This window comes from Novosphingobium sp. GW821-FHT09E05, assembly GCF_059416165.1.
The window spans coordinates 1,248,896-1,262,563 of the sequence record NZ_JBWKOQ010000001.1 but is presented as its reverse complement, the minus strand read 5'-3'; the positions used below and the strand labels follow the sequence as shown (position 1 = coordinate 1,262,563).

Annotated in this window: 20 protein-coding genes and 1 tRNA gene; 10 read left to right on the top strand and 11 right to left on the bottom strand. The window is 63.9% G+C overall.

All coding sequences use genetic code 11. From position 1 onward, the window contains the following. Positions 1-12 precede the first annotated feature (12 nt). From AC07M9_RS05765 to AC07M9_RS05740, 6 genes are all read left to right on the top strand, one after another. On the top strand, positions 13-426 hold the full coding sequence (locus AC07M9_RS05765; protein ID WP_494882075.1) for a hypothetical protein: 414 nt from the start codon (positions 13-15) through the stop codon (positions 424-426). 2 nt (positions 427-428) lie between these two features. Next, positions 429-623 (top strand): hypothetical protein, encoded by a 195-nt coding sequence (locus tag AC07M9_RS05760; RefSeq protein WP_494882074.1) that lies wholly within the window; start codon positions 429-431, stop codon positions 621-623. A gap of 133 nt (positions 624-756) precedes the next feature. Then, positions 757-1,119 (top strand): hypothetical protein, encoded by a 363-nt coding sequence (locus AC07M9_RS05755; protein ID WP_494882072.1) that lies wholly within the window; start codon positions 757-759, stop codon positions 1,117-1,119. Beyond that, positions 1,116-1,703, top strand: coding sequence for a lysozyme (locus AC07M9_RS05750; RefSeq protein ID WP_494882070.1), 588 nt, complete (start codon positions 1,116-1,118; stop codon positions 1,701-1,703). The genes AC07M9_RS05755 and AC07M9_RS05750 overlap by 4 nt, the downstream gene beginning before the upstream one ends. Then, entirely contained in the window at positions 1,700-2,005 is a 306-nt protein-coding gene (locus tag AC07M9_RS05745; protein ID WP_494882069.1) for a hypothetical protein, read from the top strand. Before AC07M9_RS05750 ends, AC07M9_RS05745 begins: the two co-directional genes overlap by 4 nt. Before the next feature lie 311 nt (positions 2,006-2,316). Further along, on the top strand, positions 2,317-2,856 hold the full coding sequence (locus tag AC07M9_RS05740; RefSeq protein ID WP_494882067.1) for a hypothetical protein: 540 nt from the start codon (positions 2,317-2,319) through the stop codon (positions 2,854-2,856). A 598-nt stretch (positions 2,857-3,454) separates the two neighbouring features. Here the strand turns inward: AC07M9_RS05740 and AC07M9_RS05735 are convergent. The 8 genes from AC07M9_RS05735 to AC07M9_RS05700 form a co-directional block, all read right to left on the bottom strand. Beyond that, positions 3,455-3,649, bottom strand: coding sequence for a hypothetical protein (locus tag AC07M9_RS05735; RefSeq protein WP_494882065.1), 195 nt, complete (start codon positions 3,647-3,649; stop codon positions 3,455-3,457). Beyond that, positions 3,646-3,909, bottom strand: coding sequence for a hypothetical protein (locus AC07M9_RS05730; RefSeq protein WP_494882063.1), 264 nt, complete (start codon positions 3,907-3,909; stop codon positions 3,646-3,648). Before AC07M9_RS05730 ends, AC07M9_RS05735 begins: the two co-directional genes overlap by 4 nt. Beyond that, positions 3,906-4,313: a hypothetical protein gene (locus AC07M9_RS05725; RefSeq protein WP_494882061.1), complete on the bottom strand. Its 408-nt coding sequence runs from the start codon at positions 4,311-4,313 to the stop codon at positions 3,906-3,908. The genes AC07M9_RS05730 and AC07M9_RS05725 overlap by 4 nt, the downstream gene beginning before the upstream one ends. Positions 4,314-4,516: 203 nt before the next feature. Then, positions 4,517-4,996 carry a hypothetical protein gene (locus AC07M9_RS05720; protein ID WP_494882060.1) on the bottom strand — a complete coding sequence of 160 codons (480 nt, stop codon included), beginning with the start codon at positions 4,994-4,996 and terminating at the stop codon, positions 4,517-4,519. Continuing rightward, the gene (locus tag AC07M9_RS05715) at positions 4,993-5,298 is read right to left on the bottom strand and encodes a helix-turn-helix domain-containing protein (RefSeq protein ID WP_494882059.1); all 306 of its coding nucleotides are present in this window, start codon (positions 5,296-5,298) and stop codon (positions 4,993-4,995) included. The genes AC07M9_RS05720 and AC07M9_RS05715 overlap by 4 nt, the downstream gene beginning before the upstream one ends. Positions 5,299-5,958: 660 nt before the next feature. After that, positions 5,959-6,636, bottom strand: a complete 678-nt coding sequence (locus tag AC07M9_RS05710) for a DNA cytosine methyltransferase (RefSeq protein WP_494882057.1) — start codon at positions 6,634-6,636, stop codon at positions 5,959-5,961. After that, entirely contained in the window at positions 6,629-6,889 is a 261-nt protein-coding gene (locus tag AC07M9_RS05705) for a hypothetical protein (protein WP_494882056.1), read from the bottom strand. The genes AC07M9_RS05710 and AC07M9_RS05705 overlap by 8 nt, the downstream gene beginning before the upstream one ends. Beyond that, positions 6,886-7,194 carry a hypothetical protein gene (locus AC07M9_RS05700; protein WP_494882054.1) on the bottom strand — a complete coding sequence of 103 codons (309 nt, stop codon included), beginning with the start codon at positions 7,192-7,194 and terminating at the stop codon, positions 6,886-6,888. Before AC07M9_RS05700 ends, AC07M9_RS05705 begins: the two co-directional genes overlap by 4 nt. 128 nt (positions 7,195-7,322) lie before the next feature. Between AC07M9_RS05700 and AC07M9_RS05695 the strand changes: the two genes are divergently transcribed. From AC07M9_RS05695 to AC07M9_RS05685, 3 genes are all read left to right on the top strand, one after another. After that, a complete protein-coding gene (locus tag AC07M9_RS05695) occupies positions 7,323-7,469 on the top strand; it encodes a hypothetical protein (RefSeq protein WP_494882052.1) in 147 nt (48 codons plus the stop codon). A 123-nt stretch (positions 7,470-7,592) separates the two neighbouring features. Further along, positions 7,593-7,669 (top strand) — tRNA-Pro (locus AC07M9_RS05690). A gap of 97 nt (positions 7,670-7,766) precedes the next feature. Then, on the top strand, positions 7,767-8,885 hold the full coding sequence (locus AC07M9_RS05685; RefSeq protein ID WP_494882050.1) for a GGDEF domain-containing protein: 1,119 nt from the start codon (positions 7,767-7,769) through the stop codon (positions 8,883-8,885). 19 nt (positions 8,886-8,904) lie between these two features. Here the strand turns inward: AC07M9_RS05685 and AC07M9_RS05680 are convergent, their stop codons facing one another. The 3 genes from AC07M9_RS05680 to AC07M9_RS05670 form a co-directional block, all read right to left on the bottom strand. Then, the gene (locus tag AC07M9_RS05680) at positions 8,905-9,201 is read right to left on the bottom strand and encodes a plasmid stabilization protein (protein ID WP_494882049.1); all 297 of its coding nucleotides are present in this window, start codon (positions 9,199-9,201) and stop codon (positions 8,905-8,907) included. A gap of 140 nt (positions 9,202-9,341) precedes the next feature. After that, positions 9,342-12,101 carry a preprotein translocase subunit SecA gene (secA, locus tag AC07M9_RS05675; RefSeq protein ID WP_494882048.1) on the bottom strand — a complete coding sequence of 920 codons (2,760 nt, stop codon included), beginning with the start codon at positions 12,099-12,101 and terminating at the stop codon, positions 9,342-9,344. Between the two features lie 114 nt (positions 12,102-12,215). After that, complete coding sequence (locus AC07M9_RS05670) at positions 12,216-12,494, bottom strand: hypothetical protein (protein WP_494882046.1); 279 nt, start codon at positions 12,492-12,494, stop codon at positions 12,216-12,218. A gap of 134 nt (positions 12,495-12,628) precedes the next feature. On the opposite strand from AC07M9_RS05670, the gene AC07M9_RS05665 reads away from it, so the two are divergent. Next, complete coding sequence (locus AC07M9_RS05665; protein WP_494882045.1) at positions 12,629-13,663, top strand: acyltransferase family protein; 1,035 nt, start codon at positions 12,629-12,631, stop codon at positions 13,661-13,663. Positions 13,664-13,668: the final 5 nt, after the last annotated feature.

Genomic DNA, 13,668 nt, shown 5'->3' with positions numbered 1-13,668 from the left:
GCCTGCCCGCAAATGACCTGGTGGGGCTGGCTCCTGTTCAGCGTCGTGGCTCTCTGGCTTGCGCCGGGGAGCCTGTGGCGTCCTGTCGCGCTCGCCCTTCTGATCCAGTGGGCGGTTGCCGAGGCGCTGTATCAATGGACCGGGGATCGCCTGCCGCTGCCGGTCTACATCGTGGGCGACTGCGCAGTGATCGCGGTCGTGCTGCTGTGGCGCTCGCACTGGTCGGACTGGCTGATCGTCGCGCCGTATCCAGTGGTCTGGTGGCTCTACGTGATGCCTGAGACGCGGGAGCAGTGGACGGCGATGTACTGGATCGCGCTGGGGCAGTTCGTGGTCGCGGGGCCTTGGGTGCAGGCGCAACGCATGTGGGGGCAGGTCAGCCATGGACCGCTCAGACGGCGGGAGACGGTGAATGGGGGGGTATGACGTTGCCAGAGGTAGATCTTGGGGCGCTCACCATCCCGATTTTCGCGACCATTTTCGGGGCGGGATGGCTGTCCTGCTACACGATCCTTGTGAAGCCCCTGACGGCCCGCATCGAGAAGATGGAGCAGAAGCAGGAAACCATCGATCTCGCGCGCGACGAGGAAATCCGCATGCTGCGATCCAAGGTCTATGGATAATGCGCTGCTGGGCCACCTTGCTCCGCATCCTCGGGTTCGGTCTTCGCCCCCGTGTGCGCGACCTCGAACAACGTATGGCCAAGGTAGAGGGCGCGCAGGAAGCGTTCCGCCAATTTGCGCAGGACGCCCGCCGATGACCAATATCTCGTCCCTGCTCATCGGGTGGCTCACCATCGCCTCGTTCATCATGTGCCTCGGCGCGCGGTCGGTCATGCGCGGGCAGATCCAGTCCGGCGACCGCTGGTTCTCGTCGAGCCCGCTGCAACTCTCGACGGCGCTCTACATCCACGGTTTCAGTTCGATCCCGGCGTTCCTCGCGACACTGGCGGCCGGCAATAACCCGCAGCTCAACGCGATCGTCGTGATGCTCTGGACGACATGGCTCGGGTGGCTGCTGGCCAAGACGATCGTCATCAAGGTGGTCGGCAAGCTGCAACTGGCGCTGTGCCTGTACGCGCTTTGGATTCCTATTTGGTTCGCTTGGAGATATGGATGATGGACCCGAGGAAAAGCATCTTCGACGCCGCCCGGACCGCAAAGGGCGCTGGCTTCACGGCTGAACAGGTCGCCGCGATTCACTACGCGCTGGATCAGGCTGGGGTGCCTCGCGAAGACGCCGCCATGCTCGGTGCGAAGGGTGAGGAGCTCATCAAGCGCTGGGAAGGCTATGCGAAGGACCTCGGCGACGGTCGGGTGCAGTCCTACCCCGATCCTGCCACCGGCGGCGCGCCCTGGACCATCGGTTGGGGCACGACAGGACCGGACGTAACGCGCGGCACCGTGTGGGCCAAGCAGAAGGCGCAGGAGCGATTCCTGCAGCATATCGACCAGTTCGTTGCAGGGGTCACCCGCGCGCTTGAAGGCGCACCGACCACGCAAAACCAGTTCGATGCGATGGTGTCGCTCGCCTACAATGTCGGGCTCGGCAACTTCGGCGGGTCAACGCTGCTCAAGAAGCACAAGGCCAAGGATTACATCGGGGCGCAGGCGCAGTTCGCGGTGTGGAACAAGGCGGCGGGCAGGGTCATGAAGGGCCTAACTGATCGCCGAGCCGACGAAGCCAAGTTGTACGGTTCATGACCGAACCCAACCACAACAGCGGGGACACCATCATCCTCGGCATTATCGCGCTCGGCGTCATCCTCCTGTGCGGCGCTGCGATCTGGAACGACAAGGCCGCCGAGGCATCCGCATGGACTGCCGTGCTCATGGCCATCATCGGCGCGATCAAGGATCGCCAGTCGCAGCGCTCGATCGACAAAATGGGGGTGAGCCTCGCTAACAGCCCTCAGGCTGCTCCTGCTGCGGCGTCCACCCCGCAGCCGGTAGAGGTCGTCAACAGCGATCCCATCCCGGTAGACCAGGCGGAGACGAAGCTATGACGGTGATTTCATTCGCAGCAGCCAAGGAAGAGCGTCAACCCCACTGGCAAGGCACGGTCCATTGCGTCGGCTGTCAGCACGAATGGGAAAGCGTTGCGCCATCTGGCACGCGATGGGTCGATTGCCCTTCCTGCGGGCTTCCCAAGGGCACGCCGAAGCATCCTTTCGGAGCGATGGATGGTGACGCCTTACTGTCCTGTGTCCCGTGCGGCGGCGAGGCCTTGACTGCCTACAAGCGGGCTGGTCACTTATACGTCAAGTGCATGGGCTGTGGGAACGACCTCACCCATGCGTTCTACGAGGGATAGGGTATGTTCTGGCCTCTAGCCATCCTAGCCGCCGCCAAATCCGCCCTATCCGGTCTACTGGGGCTGTTTCAGCGCTACCCATGGCAGATGTTCTGCCTGGCGCTCATGATCGTTTCGGTGGGCCTCTACTTCCGAGCGAACGGGCTCAGCGAGCAGCTGACCACCGAACAGGCGGGCAGGAAAGCCGATCGCGCCGAATGGGACCGCAAGGTGGCGCTGGCAAAGGCTGCCGAGGACAAGGCCCGCAAAGACGCACAGGAGACGGCAAATGAAGCTGACACGACCCACGACGCGCTGCTGGCGGATAACGCTGGCCTTGAGCGCTATATCGCTGACCATCGGGTGCAGCCCAAAGCCTGTGCCGCAGATCCCGCCCGCGCCGGTGAAGGTGGTGCTGCCGGGGTTCCTCAAGAGCCCGCCGCCGTGCCCGGAGTGGAGGTGTCCGAAGACGCCCTGAAGGTGTGCGACCAGAATTACGCCTACGCCCGTTCCGCGTTTGATTGGGGGCAGGGGCTGGTGGCTAAGGGGTTGGCTGAGGAGTGATGGCTCCAGGGGCTGGATTCGAACCAGCGTCTCGTCTGCTGCTTCCACGGAAGGTCAAGGGCGCCTACCTATCCGCTTCATCAACTCCGCGTAGTCACCGCTGTACTACCCTGGAACATTCGGGCCTCACCGCGCACCACCGGCCCTGAGTGGCTAACAACCGGCAGTGCCGGGAGCCCCCGCAGAATCGCACATCACGCGGAGGGAGGCAAGGCTTAGGGGCGAAACCCTATGGCCTGCAGATAATTGCTATCGAGCGTGGTCCAATCGAATGTGTCCTGAAACGCCCCGCATCTATGATCCCGCGTTGTGAACGGCTGTCCCGGCGGCGGCGTGTATGTGCTCCAGTCTATGCCCAGGCTCTTGAGAACCTGCGTCCCTGACACTGGAGGTGCAGAGGTGCATTCCCCTATGTCTCCCGCCTCGCTGGCCCAATGATCGCAACCGGCGCAGCAGGGTCCGTTCTTCCAGAAGAACGTATCGCAGCGCTTCTGATACCGTCGCTGCCAAGCATCCCTGTCTCGCTCGTTGAGAACATCGATCGATAGAAGGCGGCGGCGCTCTACTTCCTCGGGTGGAAGGGACGTGAACTGGCCCATCAACCCTCTCCCTCATACAACCGCGCCAACACCCCGCGAGCATGGATTACCGCTTTGAGCCCCTTCACGCGCTCCTCCAGCTCCTCGATGCGGTCGGCTGCTTCGATCATCAGCGGTCGAGTGGACGATTTCTCGCCGGGGCGTTCTGGGCAATCCCCGAAATGTGCCCGCAGCCTATCCACAAGATCGCTCACTCGCCGGCTCCTTTCATGTGGTCGCCGCTCTCTATGTTGTCAGCGGCGCCAAGCAGCGATTGGCGGGATACGCGCGCCCACTCTGGCAAGGATCCAGTTTCGTCCCGCAGCCACTGGACCACCCTCTCCCGCTCGTCAGCAGCGCGTTGGTCGCCGTAGGATTGGACCGATTGCGCGGCCGCTTCGATGCCTTCGTTGGTGTAAAGGGCGTTGGCGAATTGCGCCGCCTCCACCGCCGCCGGGTCTGTCGGGTTGGTCATGGCGTCTCTCCGTTGATGGCGGCGCGGATTCGTCGGCACAGACTGCGCATATGGGATGGAACGGGGAATTTCTCGGCATGGGTTTCGACACACGCCAACAGATATTTAAGATAGTCCTCCCCGCTTTCCACGGCGGGCGTTATGGGCGGGGTGGCGGCGACCACTTTTCGTGCGGCATGTTCATGAAGCTCCGGGCGACCCCGAGAAGCGAGGCGGAACTCGTAGTGATCGTCAAGGATCGCTCGAACCCGCTCCACCTCCCCCGGCAACGTGGAAGCCTCTGCCTGCGCGGGAGGGGTGAGGGCAGGGCAATTGTTGGCGTGCATGGTTGCACCCATGTAGTCATCGTATTCAGCGCCGCACGCTGAGCACGCCTCCCGCACCTTGCTTTCATTGATCGACATTGGTTGGCTCCAATATAACTAGATCGGACGCATCGAAGCATTGTGGCCTTGTGGCGGCGCGAGAACGATCGAAGCGGACGCGATAAATTTCCCGGCTTGCGCCCATGGGCGTAAACGCTGCCTCAATGGTGCCCGGTCGCTTGCGTTGGGCCCACCCTTGGTATGGTTGGCTCCAGTTCCCCGTATCCTTGATCGTGACGCGATCACCGACTTTCATTGGTTGGCTCCTTGAGGGCGTCGCGGGCTATCCTGCCGCGGTCAGTCCTGATCTTGGACGCTTGGTTTTGGAATGCCCGGCCAAGTAGCTCATGTTCGACGATTTGCACGGGCTGCTCATTCCAACCGCTCTCGTCCCCGTAAAATTCCAACGCCTCCCGCAGCCGCGCATTCTCCTCGGCCATTGCGAGGATGGCGGGCACGGCGTTGCGGAGGAACGGGATCAGTTCAGCATTGCCCTGCCACGGGTCGGTCCTGGCTGCTCGGTGCGCCGCAAGCTGCTCATCGGAAATGACGCGCGGGTCTTTCGCCTGACAAATCCAGAACCTGCCAGCGCGCACGACACCCCAATCGTCATGCAATTCGGGCCGGTAAGCCCACGGCCCCGCCGTTGCCGCCTCATCCAGCGCACGCAGCCTTTCGACATCAATGCTCATACCGGCGTGGTCCTTGTTGGTGGGGGTCATGGGTGGCCCCTTTCTGAAGTCCGGCGTTCGATCAGGGCGGCAATTTCAAGCGCCAGAGGGTCTATCGGCGACTGATCGATATCCAAGCCGAGGAGCCACGCTGGGGTCACCCCGAGCGCTGCCGAAAGCCCCCACACAGCACGAACGGTCGGATTGCGTGACTTCCCGCGCTCCAGTTCCCACACATGGCTTTTCGTGAAACCCGACGCTGCGCCAAGCTCCTCAAGGCTCATGTTGCGGGCCTGACGGGTCGAACGGATACGCTCCTGAAAGCCCTCCATGTCTGGCATTACCCCGCTCACGCCCCGCCCTCCTGCGATGCGGCAAGGGCGCGGAGAGAGGCGGCGCAGAGGGCTAGGGCGGGGGTGGCGGCGGGGATACCGCGCACATTGTGATCGTTTCCAACCCAAGCCCACGCCGGCCCTAGATCATCACCGGATCCAATGTGAAACCACTTCCCGCTTGGCACCAGTGTTACCGCAGCGTCTAGAGAGAACACATACTGAGAGGGCTCTCGCCAAACATCAGTGCCGTGCAAGCTGTCAAGGAGAGGCTGCCCATCACGGCAGTCGTCTGGATGGAACCAAGCTGGGTTTTTGCGGCGCGCCTCGGAAGGTGTCTGATAGCCCCAGCCAATTGCCCGAGCTACTGCACGATTCAAAACGTTGGTCGGCTGCTCTGTTTCGCAACGCTCCGCCAGCTCGAGCAATTCAGCTTTCGTCATGATGCTTGGTCCTGTGATGCGAGGAGGTGGTGGACCTGTTCGCCCAGCGGGGTGAGGCGAAAGCGCGCCAAGCCCAGCACGCCAGAAGCGAATTCAAGCAAACCAGCGACGAAAAGATTCATCCTGACCCTGCCGTCGACCTCGCTGTACGATCTCGTCACGCTCGGGTAGGTCGTCGAAATTGCCTCCCGCTGCGCCCTCGTCAGCCTCGACGCTAGCGCTGCTATGTCGGTGGGGGTCATGCTGCTAAGTCCTTTTGTGCGGACAGGTGGGCGAGAAGCTGCGTCCCGATCCAGCGCGTGTAGGCGGGCGGGATGGCTTGCGAGAGGCCAGGCATGGTCATCCAATCGATGCCCATTGCGCGGCGTGCGTCGTCCGCGGAGAATGTCCGGCGCACCTGGTTCCTGACGACATTCTGTTGTGGAGTATTGCCGGTTATCGTGATCGTCGGCGCGTTGCCGTGGTCACACTGCGGGATCAGGCCGGGCCACCAGTTGGTTTCGAACTGGCGATGCCGGCGAAGCACGGCGCCGTCCGAGGTGCCGAGGCCGAACATCGTACCGCAGAGCACGAAGGCATCCAGCAACGGGGCGCCCATGACGTTTTCCATCACGAACGGGCGATCGATCGCGAGCAGGAGTTCGCGTGTCTGTGGGATCAGATCGACATGGTTATGCTGGTTGCCGCTGACGTTACTGATTGTCGAATGCGCCTGACACGGCGGGCTCGCATGAACGGCATCGAAGCTGGCGACGAAATCTCGATCGAGCGTGAGGCAGTCGGCCTGGATGAACTCGAACGGATATTTCGGGTGCGGCGCTATATCGACGCCGACCACATCAAAGCCGGCTTGATGGTAGCCCATGCCCGCGCCGCCGTCGCAGCAGAACAGGTCGAGGATGCGGGGCTTACCCATGGCTCGCGCCCTCATCGGCTATGAGGCGGAGGCGTCGGTCATCATCAATGCAGCGCAAAATCTGCATGTCCTGCTCGGACTTCCTGAGCATCCGTGTTAATGCGGCCTTCTGAGCCGGGGGCCATTGATCAGACACATCCACATCGTTTCCCTCGTGCATCATGAAGCCATCGACGATGAGGGAGTTCAGAACTTCGAACTCAGCGTCGGTGACGCCGATCCGATAGCCCTTCTTGAGGCGAGTGATCCTCACAGCCCCAACTCCGCGCGCTTCACTGCGACCAGTGCGATATAGCGCTCGACGGTCCAGCGGGCCTCCCATGCCTCGTAAGCACCGTCGATGCTGTAGCCGTCGCTCGGTTCGCCTTCATCGGTGTACTCATTGCCATCAAGGCCGCGTGACTTGCCGTTGTCGAACTTCCCATCCCAGCCTTTGGCGATGATTGCGGCTTCCGCCTGGCGGTAGAACTTCGACCATGCGCGGTCGCTTTTGCTCTCGGCACCCATTTCGTAATTATGCTCGCGCCGAGCAAACTCGGCATTAGTGGCGTCAAACATGCTTGCCTCCATAAGACATATGCTCTAAATAAAGCATATGCGATATGAGGTCAATAAGGCATATGCTGAATAATCCCGCCTTGGCAGAAAAAGGCATATGCGTTAGCCACCCCCGCGTGGGCAGGAAGATGCGATATCCCGAGAAGCGAGAGGCCGCTTTTGCGGAGGGCACCCTTGCGCGCATCCAGAAGGTGCTGGCCGACGAGGAGAACCAGGTGGGGTTCATCCGTGATGCCGTTGAGCGCGAGCTGGAGCGCCGGGAGAACAAGCCGTGAATCTCGTTCGGGGATAATTCGGGACTCGTGTGCAGCGTTCTTGCCGCGTTCTGCCAGACGCTGCCGCAGTCGAAAGATTATCCTTGCGCGTAAAAGGCAGGAAACCTAAGGGCTCTCGTGCGTCGGGGAGTGGCGCAGCCCGGTAGCGCGCTTGCTTTGGGAGCAAGATGTCGCAGGTTCGAATCCTGTCTCCCCGACCAACGTGGCCTTTCCCCATATGGCGAAGTTGCAGCCTGCGGTTTTGGCGAGAATCTTAACGCTTCGATGCCAGGATGCCATGGCCACCGAGGGGCCGTGATGCAATTTCCTGACGTCGATACACTCCGCCTTTGCAGCATTCTCGCATCGTCCGCTTTCGGGATTGTCTTCACGACCCTCTGGCTACGCAACCGGGCCGACAGGCACTTCGCGATGTGGGGGCTCTCCTCGCTGCTCTACGGCGGTGCCATCCTCGCATTCTGGATGACGCCGCCCGGATCGCCGGTCACGATCACCGCTCTTTATGCCCTGTTGGGGCTGACCAACGTCCTACCGGTAGCGGGTGCCAACATGCTGGACGGCGGACGCCCTCTCGCGCGCTGGATGGCTGTGGCCGTCATTGGGCCCGCCGTCGGTCATGCGCTGCCTCTCGGCCTCGCCGGCCTCGGGTGGACCGCGCCGGATGAGACCCTCCAGACGCTCGGCGACGCGCTGGGACTGTCGGCGTCGATGGGCCTTTGCGGGCTGGCGCTGGGCTTCGGGAGGGCCGCAGCGCGGTCCACCGGGCGGCGCATGGCGGGGCTTGCGATGCTCGGCTATCTGCCTGCCTATATCCTGTCGATCATAGTCACACTTCTTGCGCTTCCGGGGGCCGAGTGGGTGGCGCTGCTGGCGATGCTTTCCGACCAGCTGCTGCTTGGCGCCCTCAACCTGGGCCTGCTGTCGATCCCGGTGGAGCACGTGCAGCGCCAGCTTCGGGATGCGGCACTGCGCGATCCGTTGACCGGAACGTGGAACCGCGCCGGGCTCGATCATATCGGCGGCGGCTTTGCCGTGGCCGGCGCCGCTGCAATCGCCATCGATATCGACCATTTCAAGACGATCAACGATCGCTTCGGTCATGCCGCCGGAGACGACGTGCTTGTGGCGGTCGGTCGCGAGGCTGGCCTGCTTGCATCGACAGAGGGGGGACAGACCGCCCGGCTTGGCGGCGACGAGTTCGTCGTCCTTCTGCCCCCTGGGCGCGACGCCCGGGCGTTCGCGGCGGACCTGCTCGATCGGCTTCATGCCCTGGGGCAAGCGGGTCCCCGCTGGAGCGTCAGCATGGGGATAGGCGAAGTGCTCGTGGGCGAAGTGTCCCTCACCCACGCCATCCGCCGCGCGGATGCTTCGCTTTATGAAGCCAAGGCCCATGGCCGAGCGCGGGTCGCTGCCTGACGACGCACCTGGTCGCCCGTCAACCGTACGCCTGCTTTCTGCGCCGCGTCTCCCAACCCTTGCGGGCTGCGGCCGATCGCTGTTCGGGCGAACCGGACCTATGCGCCTTTCCTCCGCGCGAGGAAGAAACGTGGGTGTCCTTCCTGCCCCGCCCCGAGCCAGACTTGTTCCCGCCGCCGGACTCCTTGTTGACCGTGGCCCAGGCGCGCGATTCGGCTTCTTTCGTGGGGACGCCCCGGTCTTCGTAGCCGGCCTCGATATGCTTGGCCTTGCGCTTCTGCTTGTCGGTGTAGCTGCTCTTGTCGCCGCGTGGCATGAGCTCTCTCCTTCCTCGTTACCGCCCGCTTTCGGAAGCAACGAAGACGGACGCGATCGGGTTTCGCCGCAAGCCCGTGCAGAAACGAAAACGCCGCCCGCGATGGGCGGGCGGCGTTCCTTTGGCCGATCGCGCGAGGATCAGACCAGCGCGCCGTGACAATGCTTGTACTTGTTGCCCGAGCCGCAGGGGCACGGCGCATTGCGGCTGATCTGCAGGCCCGCATAAGGGTCGCCCCCGGCATCACCCGCGGCGGTGGGGCCCGAAATCCCCTGCGTCACCCGCTGCGGACTGCCCGCGAACGTGCCGAACAGTTCGGGATTGAGCGAGGAACCGTCGCCGTCGTCCGAATTGTCGAGCCCGGTGAAGGGATCGATGTGACCGGTCAGGAAGTCGGGCAGTTCCGGGAGCTGTGCCGGCTCGGGCATGCGCAGTTCGCTGACCGAGATGATGCGGGTCACGTCCTCGCGGATGGTTTCCAGCATGCGCTCGAACAGGCTGAAGGCTTCCTGCTTGTATTCGTTGATCGGCTGCTTCTGGGCGTAGGCACGCAGGAACACGACCTGACGCAGCGCGTCGAGCGTGGCGAGGTGCTCCTTCCAGTAGTGGTCGAGGCGATCGAGCAGGATCGACTTCTCGACCTGGCGCCAGATGGCCGGGTCGTCGTGCGACATCTTTTCGGTCATCTGCGTTTCGGCGAGCGACGCGATGCGTTCCTCGATGTCCTGCGGCTCGATGCCGTCCTCCTCGATCCATGCATCGAGCGGAATGTCGAGACCGAGGATGTCCCTGGTCCGCTCGCGCAGTTCCTCGACCTTCCAGTGCTCGGGGTACGAGCCGGCCGGGCAGGCATCGGCGACAATGGCGTTGACGGTGTCGTTGCGCATGTCGAGGACGACGTCGTCCACGGTCTCGGCGTCCATGATGTCGGCGCGCTGCTCGTAGATGACCTTGCGCTGGTCGTTCATCACGTCGTCGTATTCGACGACCTGCTTGCGCACTTCGTAGTTGCGCGCCTCGACCTTCTTCTGCGCCGTCTCGATCGCCTTCGACAGCCACTTCGAACCGATCGCCTCGCCGTCGGCAAGGTTGTTGTTCATCATCTTGGAGAACAGCGTGTCGGGCCCGAAGATGCGCAGGAGGTCGTCCTCGAGGCAGAGGTAGAACTTCGACAGGCCCGGATCGCCCTGACGGCCCGAACGGCCGCGCAGCTGGTTGTCGATGCGGCGGCTTTCGTGGCGCTCGGTGCCGATGACGCAGAGGCCGCCGGCGGCGAGGACCAGACGCTTCTGTTCGCCGACCTCGGCCTTGATCTTGAGAATCGCGGCGTCGCGTTCAGGGCCTTCCGGCACGTCGCGCAGTTCGTCCTCGACGCGGAACTCGACGTTGCCGCCGAGCTGGATGTCGGTGCCGCGGCCGGCCATGTTGGTAGCGATCGTCACCGCGCCAAGGCTGCCCGCCTGCGCGACGATGTGCGCTTCCATTTCGTGGAAGCGGGCGTTCAGGACCGAGTGCTTGACGCCCTCCTTGTTGAGGAAGTCCGACAGCAGTTCCGACTTCTCGATCGAGACGGTGCCCACGAGCACCGGCTGGCCGCTTTCGTACTTGGTGCGGATCAGCTTGGCGATGGCGGCGAACTTGTCGAGCGTGTTCTTGTAGAACTCGTCCTCCTCGTCGACGCGCATCACGGGCACGTTGGTCGGGATGGTGACGACGTTCATCTTGTAGATGTCGTAGAACTCGCCCGCCTCGGTCGCGGCGGTGCCGGTCATGCCCGAGAGCTTGGGGTACATGCGAAAGTAGTTCTGGAAGGTGATCGAAGCCAGCGTCTGGTTCTCGGGCTCGATGCGGACACCTTCCTTGGCTTCGACCGCCTGGTGGAGGCCGTTCGACCAGCGGCGACCGTCCATCATGCGGCCGGTGAACTCGTCGATGATGACGACCTTGTCGTCCTTGAGGATGTAGTCGGTGTCGCGCTTGAACATGACTACGGCCTTGAGGCTTTGGTCGAGGTGGTGGACCACCTGCGTGTTCTCGACGTCGTAGAGGTTCGAGCCTTCGAGCAGGCCGGCGGCCTCGAGCATGCGCTCGGCCTTCTCGACGCCGTCCTCGGTGAGGCTGATGTTCTTGGTCTTCTCGTCGGCCTCGTAGTCCTCGGGGACCAACTGCTTCACGATCGCGTCGACCTGGACGTACAGCTCGGACTTGTCGTCCGTTGGGCCGGAGATGATGAGCGGGGTACGGGCCTCGTCGATCAGGATCGAGTCGACCTCGTCGACGATCGCGAAGTTGAAGGGGCGCTGCACCATCTGGCTGCGCTCGTGCTTCATGTTGTCGCGCAGGTAGTCGAAGCCGAATTCGTTGTTGGTGCCGTAGGTGATGTCGGCGCCGTAGGCCTCGCGGCGCTCGTACTCGTTGAGATTGGGCACGATCACGCCGACCGTCAGGCCGAGGAAGCCGTGGAGACGCTCCATCTGCTCGGCGTCGCGGCGGGCGAGGTAGTCGTTCACGGTGACGACGTGGACGCCCTTGCCTTCGAGCGCATTGAGGTAGGTCGCGGTGGTGGCGACCAGCGTCTTGCCTTCGCCGGTGCGCATCTCAGCGATCTCGCCGCGGTGAAGCACCATGCCGCCGATCAGCTGCACGTCGAAGTGGCGCATGCCGAACACGCGGCGCGAAGTCTCGCGCACGGTGGCGAAGGCTTCGGGCAGGAGGTCATCGAGGCTGGAGCCATTGGCGAGCATCTCGCGGAACTTGGGAGTCTGGGCCGCCAGTTCCTCATCGCTCATGGCTTCGAGCACGGGCTCGAAGGCGTTGATCTGCGCGACGATCTTGTCGAGCGACTTGACGTAACGCTCGTTGGACGAGCCGAAGATGGACTTGACGAGTGCGCCGAGCATGGCGGGAAATCCCTGTTTTTCGTGGATGCGTATGATCGAAGGTCGCGCGCGCCGACCATGGGCCGGGCGCGTCAGAAGCTCGCGAGAAGGCGAAGAGTTGCGCGCAGCCCGGCGTTATTCGCGGGCGCGGTCTATGCCTGTGAGCACCGTCGCCACCACGACCGGAACCGGCGCGGCGATGCGCGGCAGGGCATGGAGGCGGGTATTGCGCAGCCCCGGTTCGGGCAACCGCGCGAGAGCGACGGGCGCCCGCGGCGCCTTGGCTGCGACCAGTTCGCGCGGCGCCACCAGCTGCGTGCTCGCAACCTGCGACACGCGCGCGTCGGCGGGGCCGATCTGCGCGGCAAGGCCCGTCAGCAGGGCAAGCAGGGTCAGGAGCAGGCGATGGGCCATCGGTGAGCAGATAAGGAGCCATCTGCGGCGTGTCCACCGCCAACCGCGCGGAATCCGAAAAGGTTTGCTGCGAGCATCCCTGCGCCCGCCCAGCGCTAACCCGGTCTTTACCTTGTTCGCTCTAAGCGGACACGATGACCACGGCGGTAACCGACAGGTGTGGAGAATCCGGACGCCTCGTCCTGCTTGACGGCCTGCGCGGCGTCGCGGCGCTCGGTGTGGTGCTGTTCCACGCCGACCTCGGCGGGCCAGGCGCGGTGTTCTCGCGCGGTTACCTGTTCGTCGACCTGTTCTTCCTGCTGTCCGGCTTCGTGCTCGCGCGGGCCTTCGAACACCGCTTCGCCGAAGGGCTCGAGGCGAAGGCGTTCCTGCGCCAGCGCCTGCGCCGCTTCCTGCCGATGGTCACCGCCGGTGCCGTGCTGGGCCTGGTTGCCACCCTCGGCCGAGACTACCCGCTCCTGACCTGCTTCATGGCTCTGGCAGTCTCGGGAGCGATGATCCCACTGCCGGCGGCGACGATGTTCCCGCTCAACCCGCCGCAATGGTCGCTGATGATCGAACTGGTCGCGAACGGCCTCCATGCGCGCTGGCTTCACCGTGTGCCGATGGCTCGGCTGGCGCTGTTCGCCGGTGCATGTGCGATCGGCATGGCGGCACTGATGGCGAAGGCCGGCAGCGGAGATCTCGGCTCTGGCTTCGCCCAGCTCCCCGCCGGCCTGCTCCGCGCCGGCTGGTCCTATACCCTCGGCATAGTCCTGGCCCGCGTATGGAGCGGCAGGCGCCCCGCCCCGCTTGCCGACTGGCGCATCGCGCTGCTGGCGCCGCTTCTGGCCGTAACCGCTCTGCCGTTCCTCCCGCTGCCGGTATGGGCGGGCGACGTGCTCGTCATCACGGCCGTATTTCCCGCCCTCTTCTGGACCGCTGCGAGCGCCGTCCCCACGGCGCCGGCCCAGCGCCCGCTCGCCGCGCTGGGCGCGATCTCGTTCCCGCTCTATGCCATCCACTTCCCTATCCTGAATGCGGCCGACCTCCTGGGCGGTGAAAAAGGACGCGCCGCGGGCGTTGGCGCGGCCATCGTCGCATCCGTGGCACTGGCTATCGCCACCGCGCGGCGCAGTTCGGGACGCAGGCGGCCTTCCGCCAAGCAGCCAGCCTTCGCCGACGCCTGACGTAC

Excerpts from the sequence above, each read along its gene's own strand:
- AC07M9_RS05680 (WP_494882049.1), bottom strand. The coding sequence starts at position 9,201 with ATGCCACGCGGCGACAAGAGCAGCTACACCGACAAGCAGAAGCGCAAG.
- AC07M9_RS05740 (WP_494882067.1), top strand. The coding sequence starts at position 2,317 with ATGTTCTGGCCTCTAGCCATCCTAGCCGCCGCCAAATCCGCCCTATCC.
- AC07M9_RS05765 (WP_494882075.1), top strand. The coding sequence starts at position 13 with ATGACCTGGTGGGGCTGGCTCCTGTTCAGCGTCGTGGCTCTCTGGCTT.
- AC07M9_RS05685 (WP_494882050.1), top strand. The coding sequence starts at position 7,767 with ATGCAATTTCCTGACGTCGATACACTCCGCCTTTGCAGCATTCTCGCA.
- AC07M9_RS05665 (WP_494882045.1), top strand. The coding sequence starts at position 12,629 with ATGACCACGGCGGTAACCGACAGGTGTGGAGAATCCGGACGCCTCGTC.
- AC07M9_RS05695 (WP_494882052.1), top strand. The coding sequence starts at position 7,323 with ATGCGATATCCCGAGAAGCGAGAGGCCGCTTTTGCGGAGGGCACCCTT.
- AC07M9_RS05755 (WP_494882072.1), top strand. The coding sequence starts at position 757 with ATGACCAATATCTCGTCCCTGCTCATCGGGTGGCTCACCATCGCCTCG.
- secA (WP_494882048.1), bottom strand. The coding sequence starts at position 12,101 with ATGCTCGGCGCACTCGTCAAGTCCATCTTCGGCTCGTCCAACGAGCGT.
- AC07M9_RS05750 (WP_494882070.1), top strand. The coding sequence starts at position 1,116 with ATGATGGACCCGAGGAAAAGCATCTTCGACGCCGCCCGGACCGCAAAG.
- AC07M9_RS05730 (WP_494882063.1), bottom strand. The coding sequence starts at position 3,909 with ATGACCAACCCGACAGACCCGGCGGCGGTGGAGGCGGCGCAATTCGCC.
- AC07M9_RS05720 (WP_494882060.1), bottom strand. The coding sequence starts at position 4,996 with ATGACCCCCACCAACAAGGACCACGCCGGTATGAGCATTGATGTCGAA.
- AC07M9_RS05745 (WP_494882069.1), top strand. The coding sequence starts at position 1,700 with ATGACCGAACCCAACCACAACAGCGGGGACACCATCATCCTCGGCATT.
- AC07M9_RS05700 (WP_494882054.1), bottom strand. The coding sequence starts at position 7,194 with ATGTTTGACGCCACTAATGCCGAGTTTGCTCGGCGCGAGCATAATTAC.
- AC07M9_RS05725 (WP_494882061.1), bottom strand. The coding sequence starts at position 4,313 with ATGTCGATCAATGAAAGCAAGGTGCGGGAGGCGTGCTCAGCGTGCGGC.
- AC07M9_RS05710 (WP_494882057.1), bottom strand. The coding sequence starts at position 6,636 with ATGGGTAAGCCCCGCATCCTCGACCTGTTCTGCTGCGACGGCGGCGCG.
- AC07M9_RS05670 (WP_494882046.1), bottom strand. The coding sequence starts at position 12,494 with ATGGCCCATCGCCTGCTCCTGACCCTGCTTGCCCTGCTGACGGGCCTT.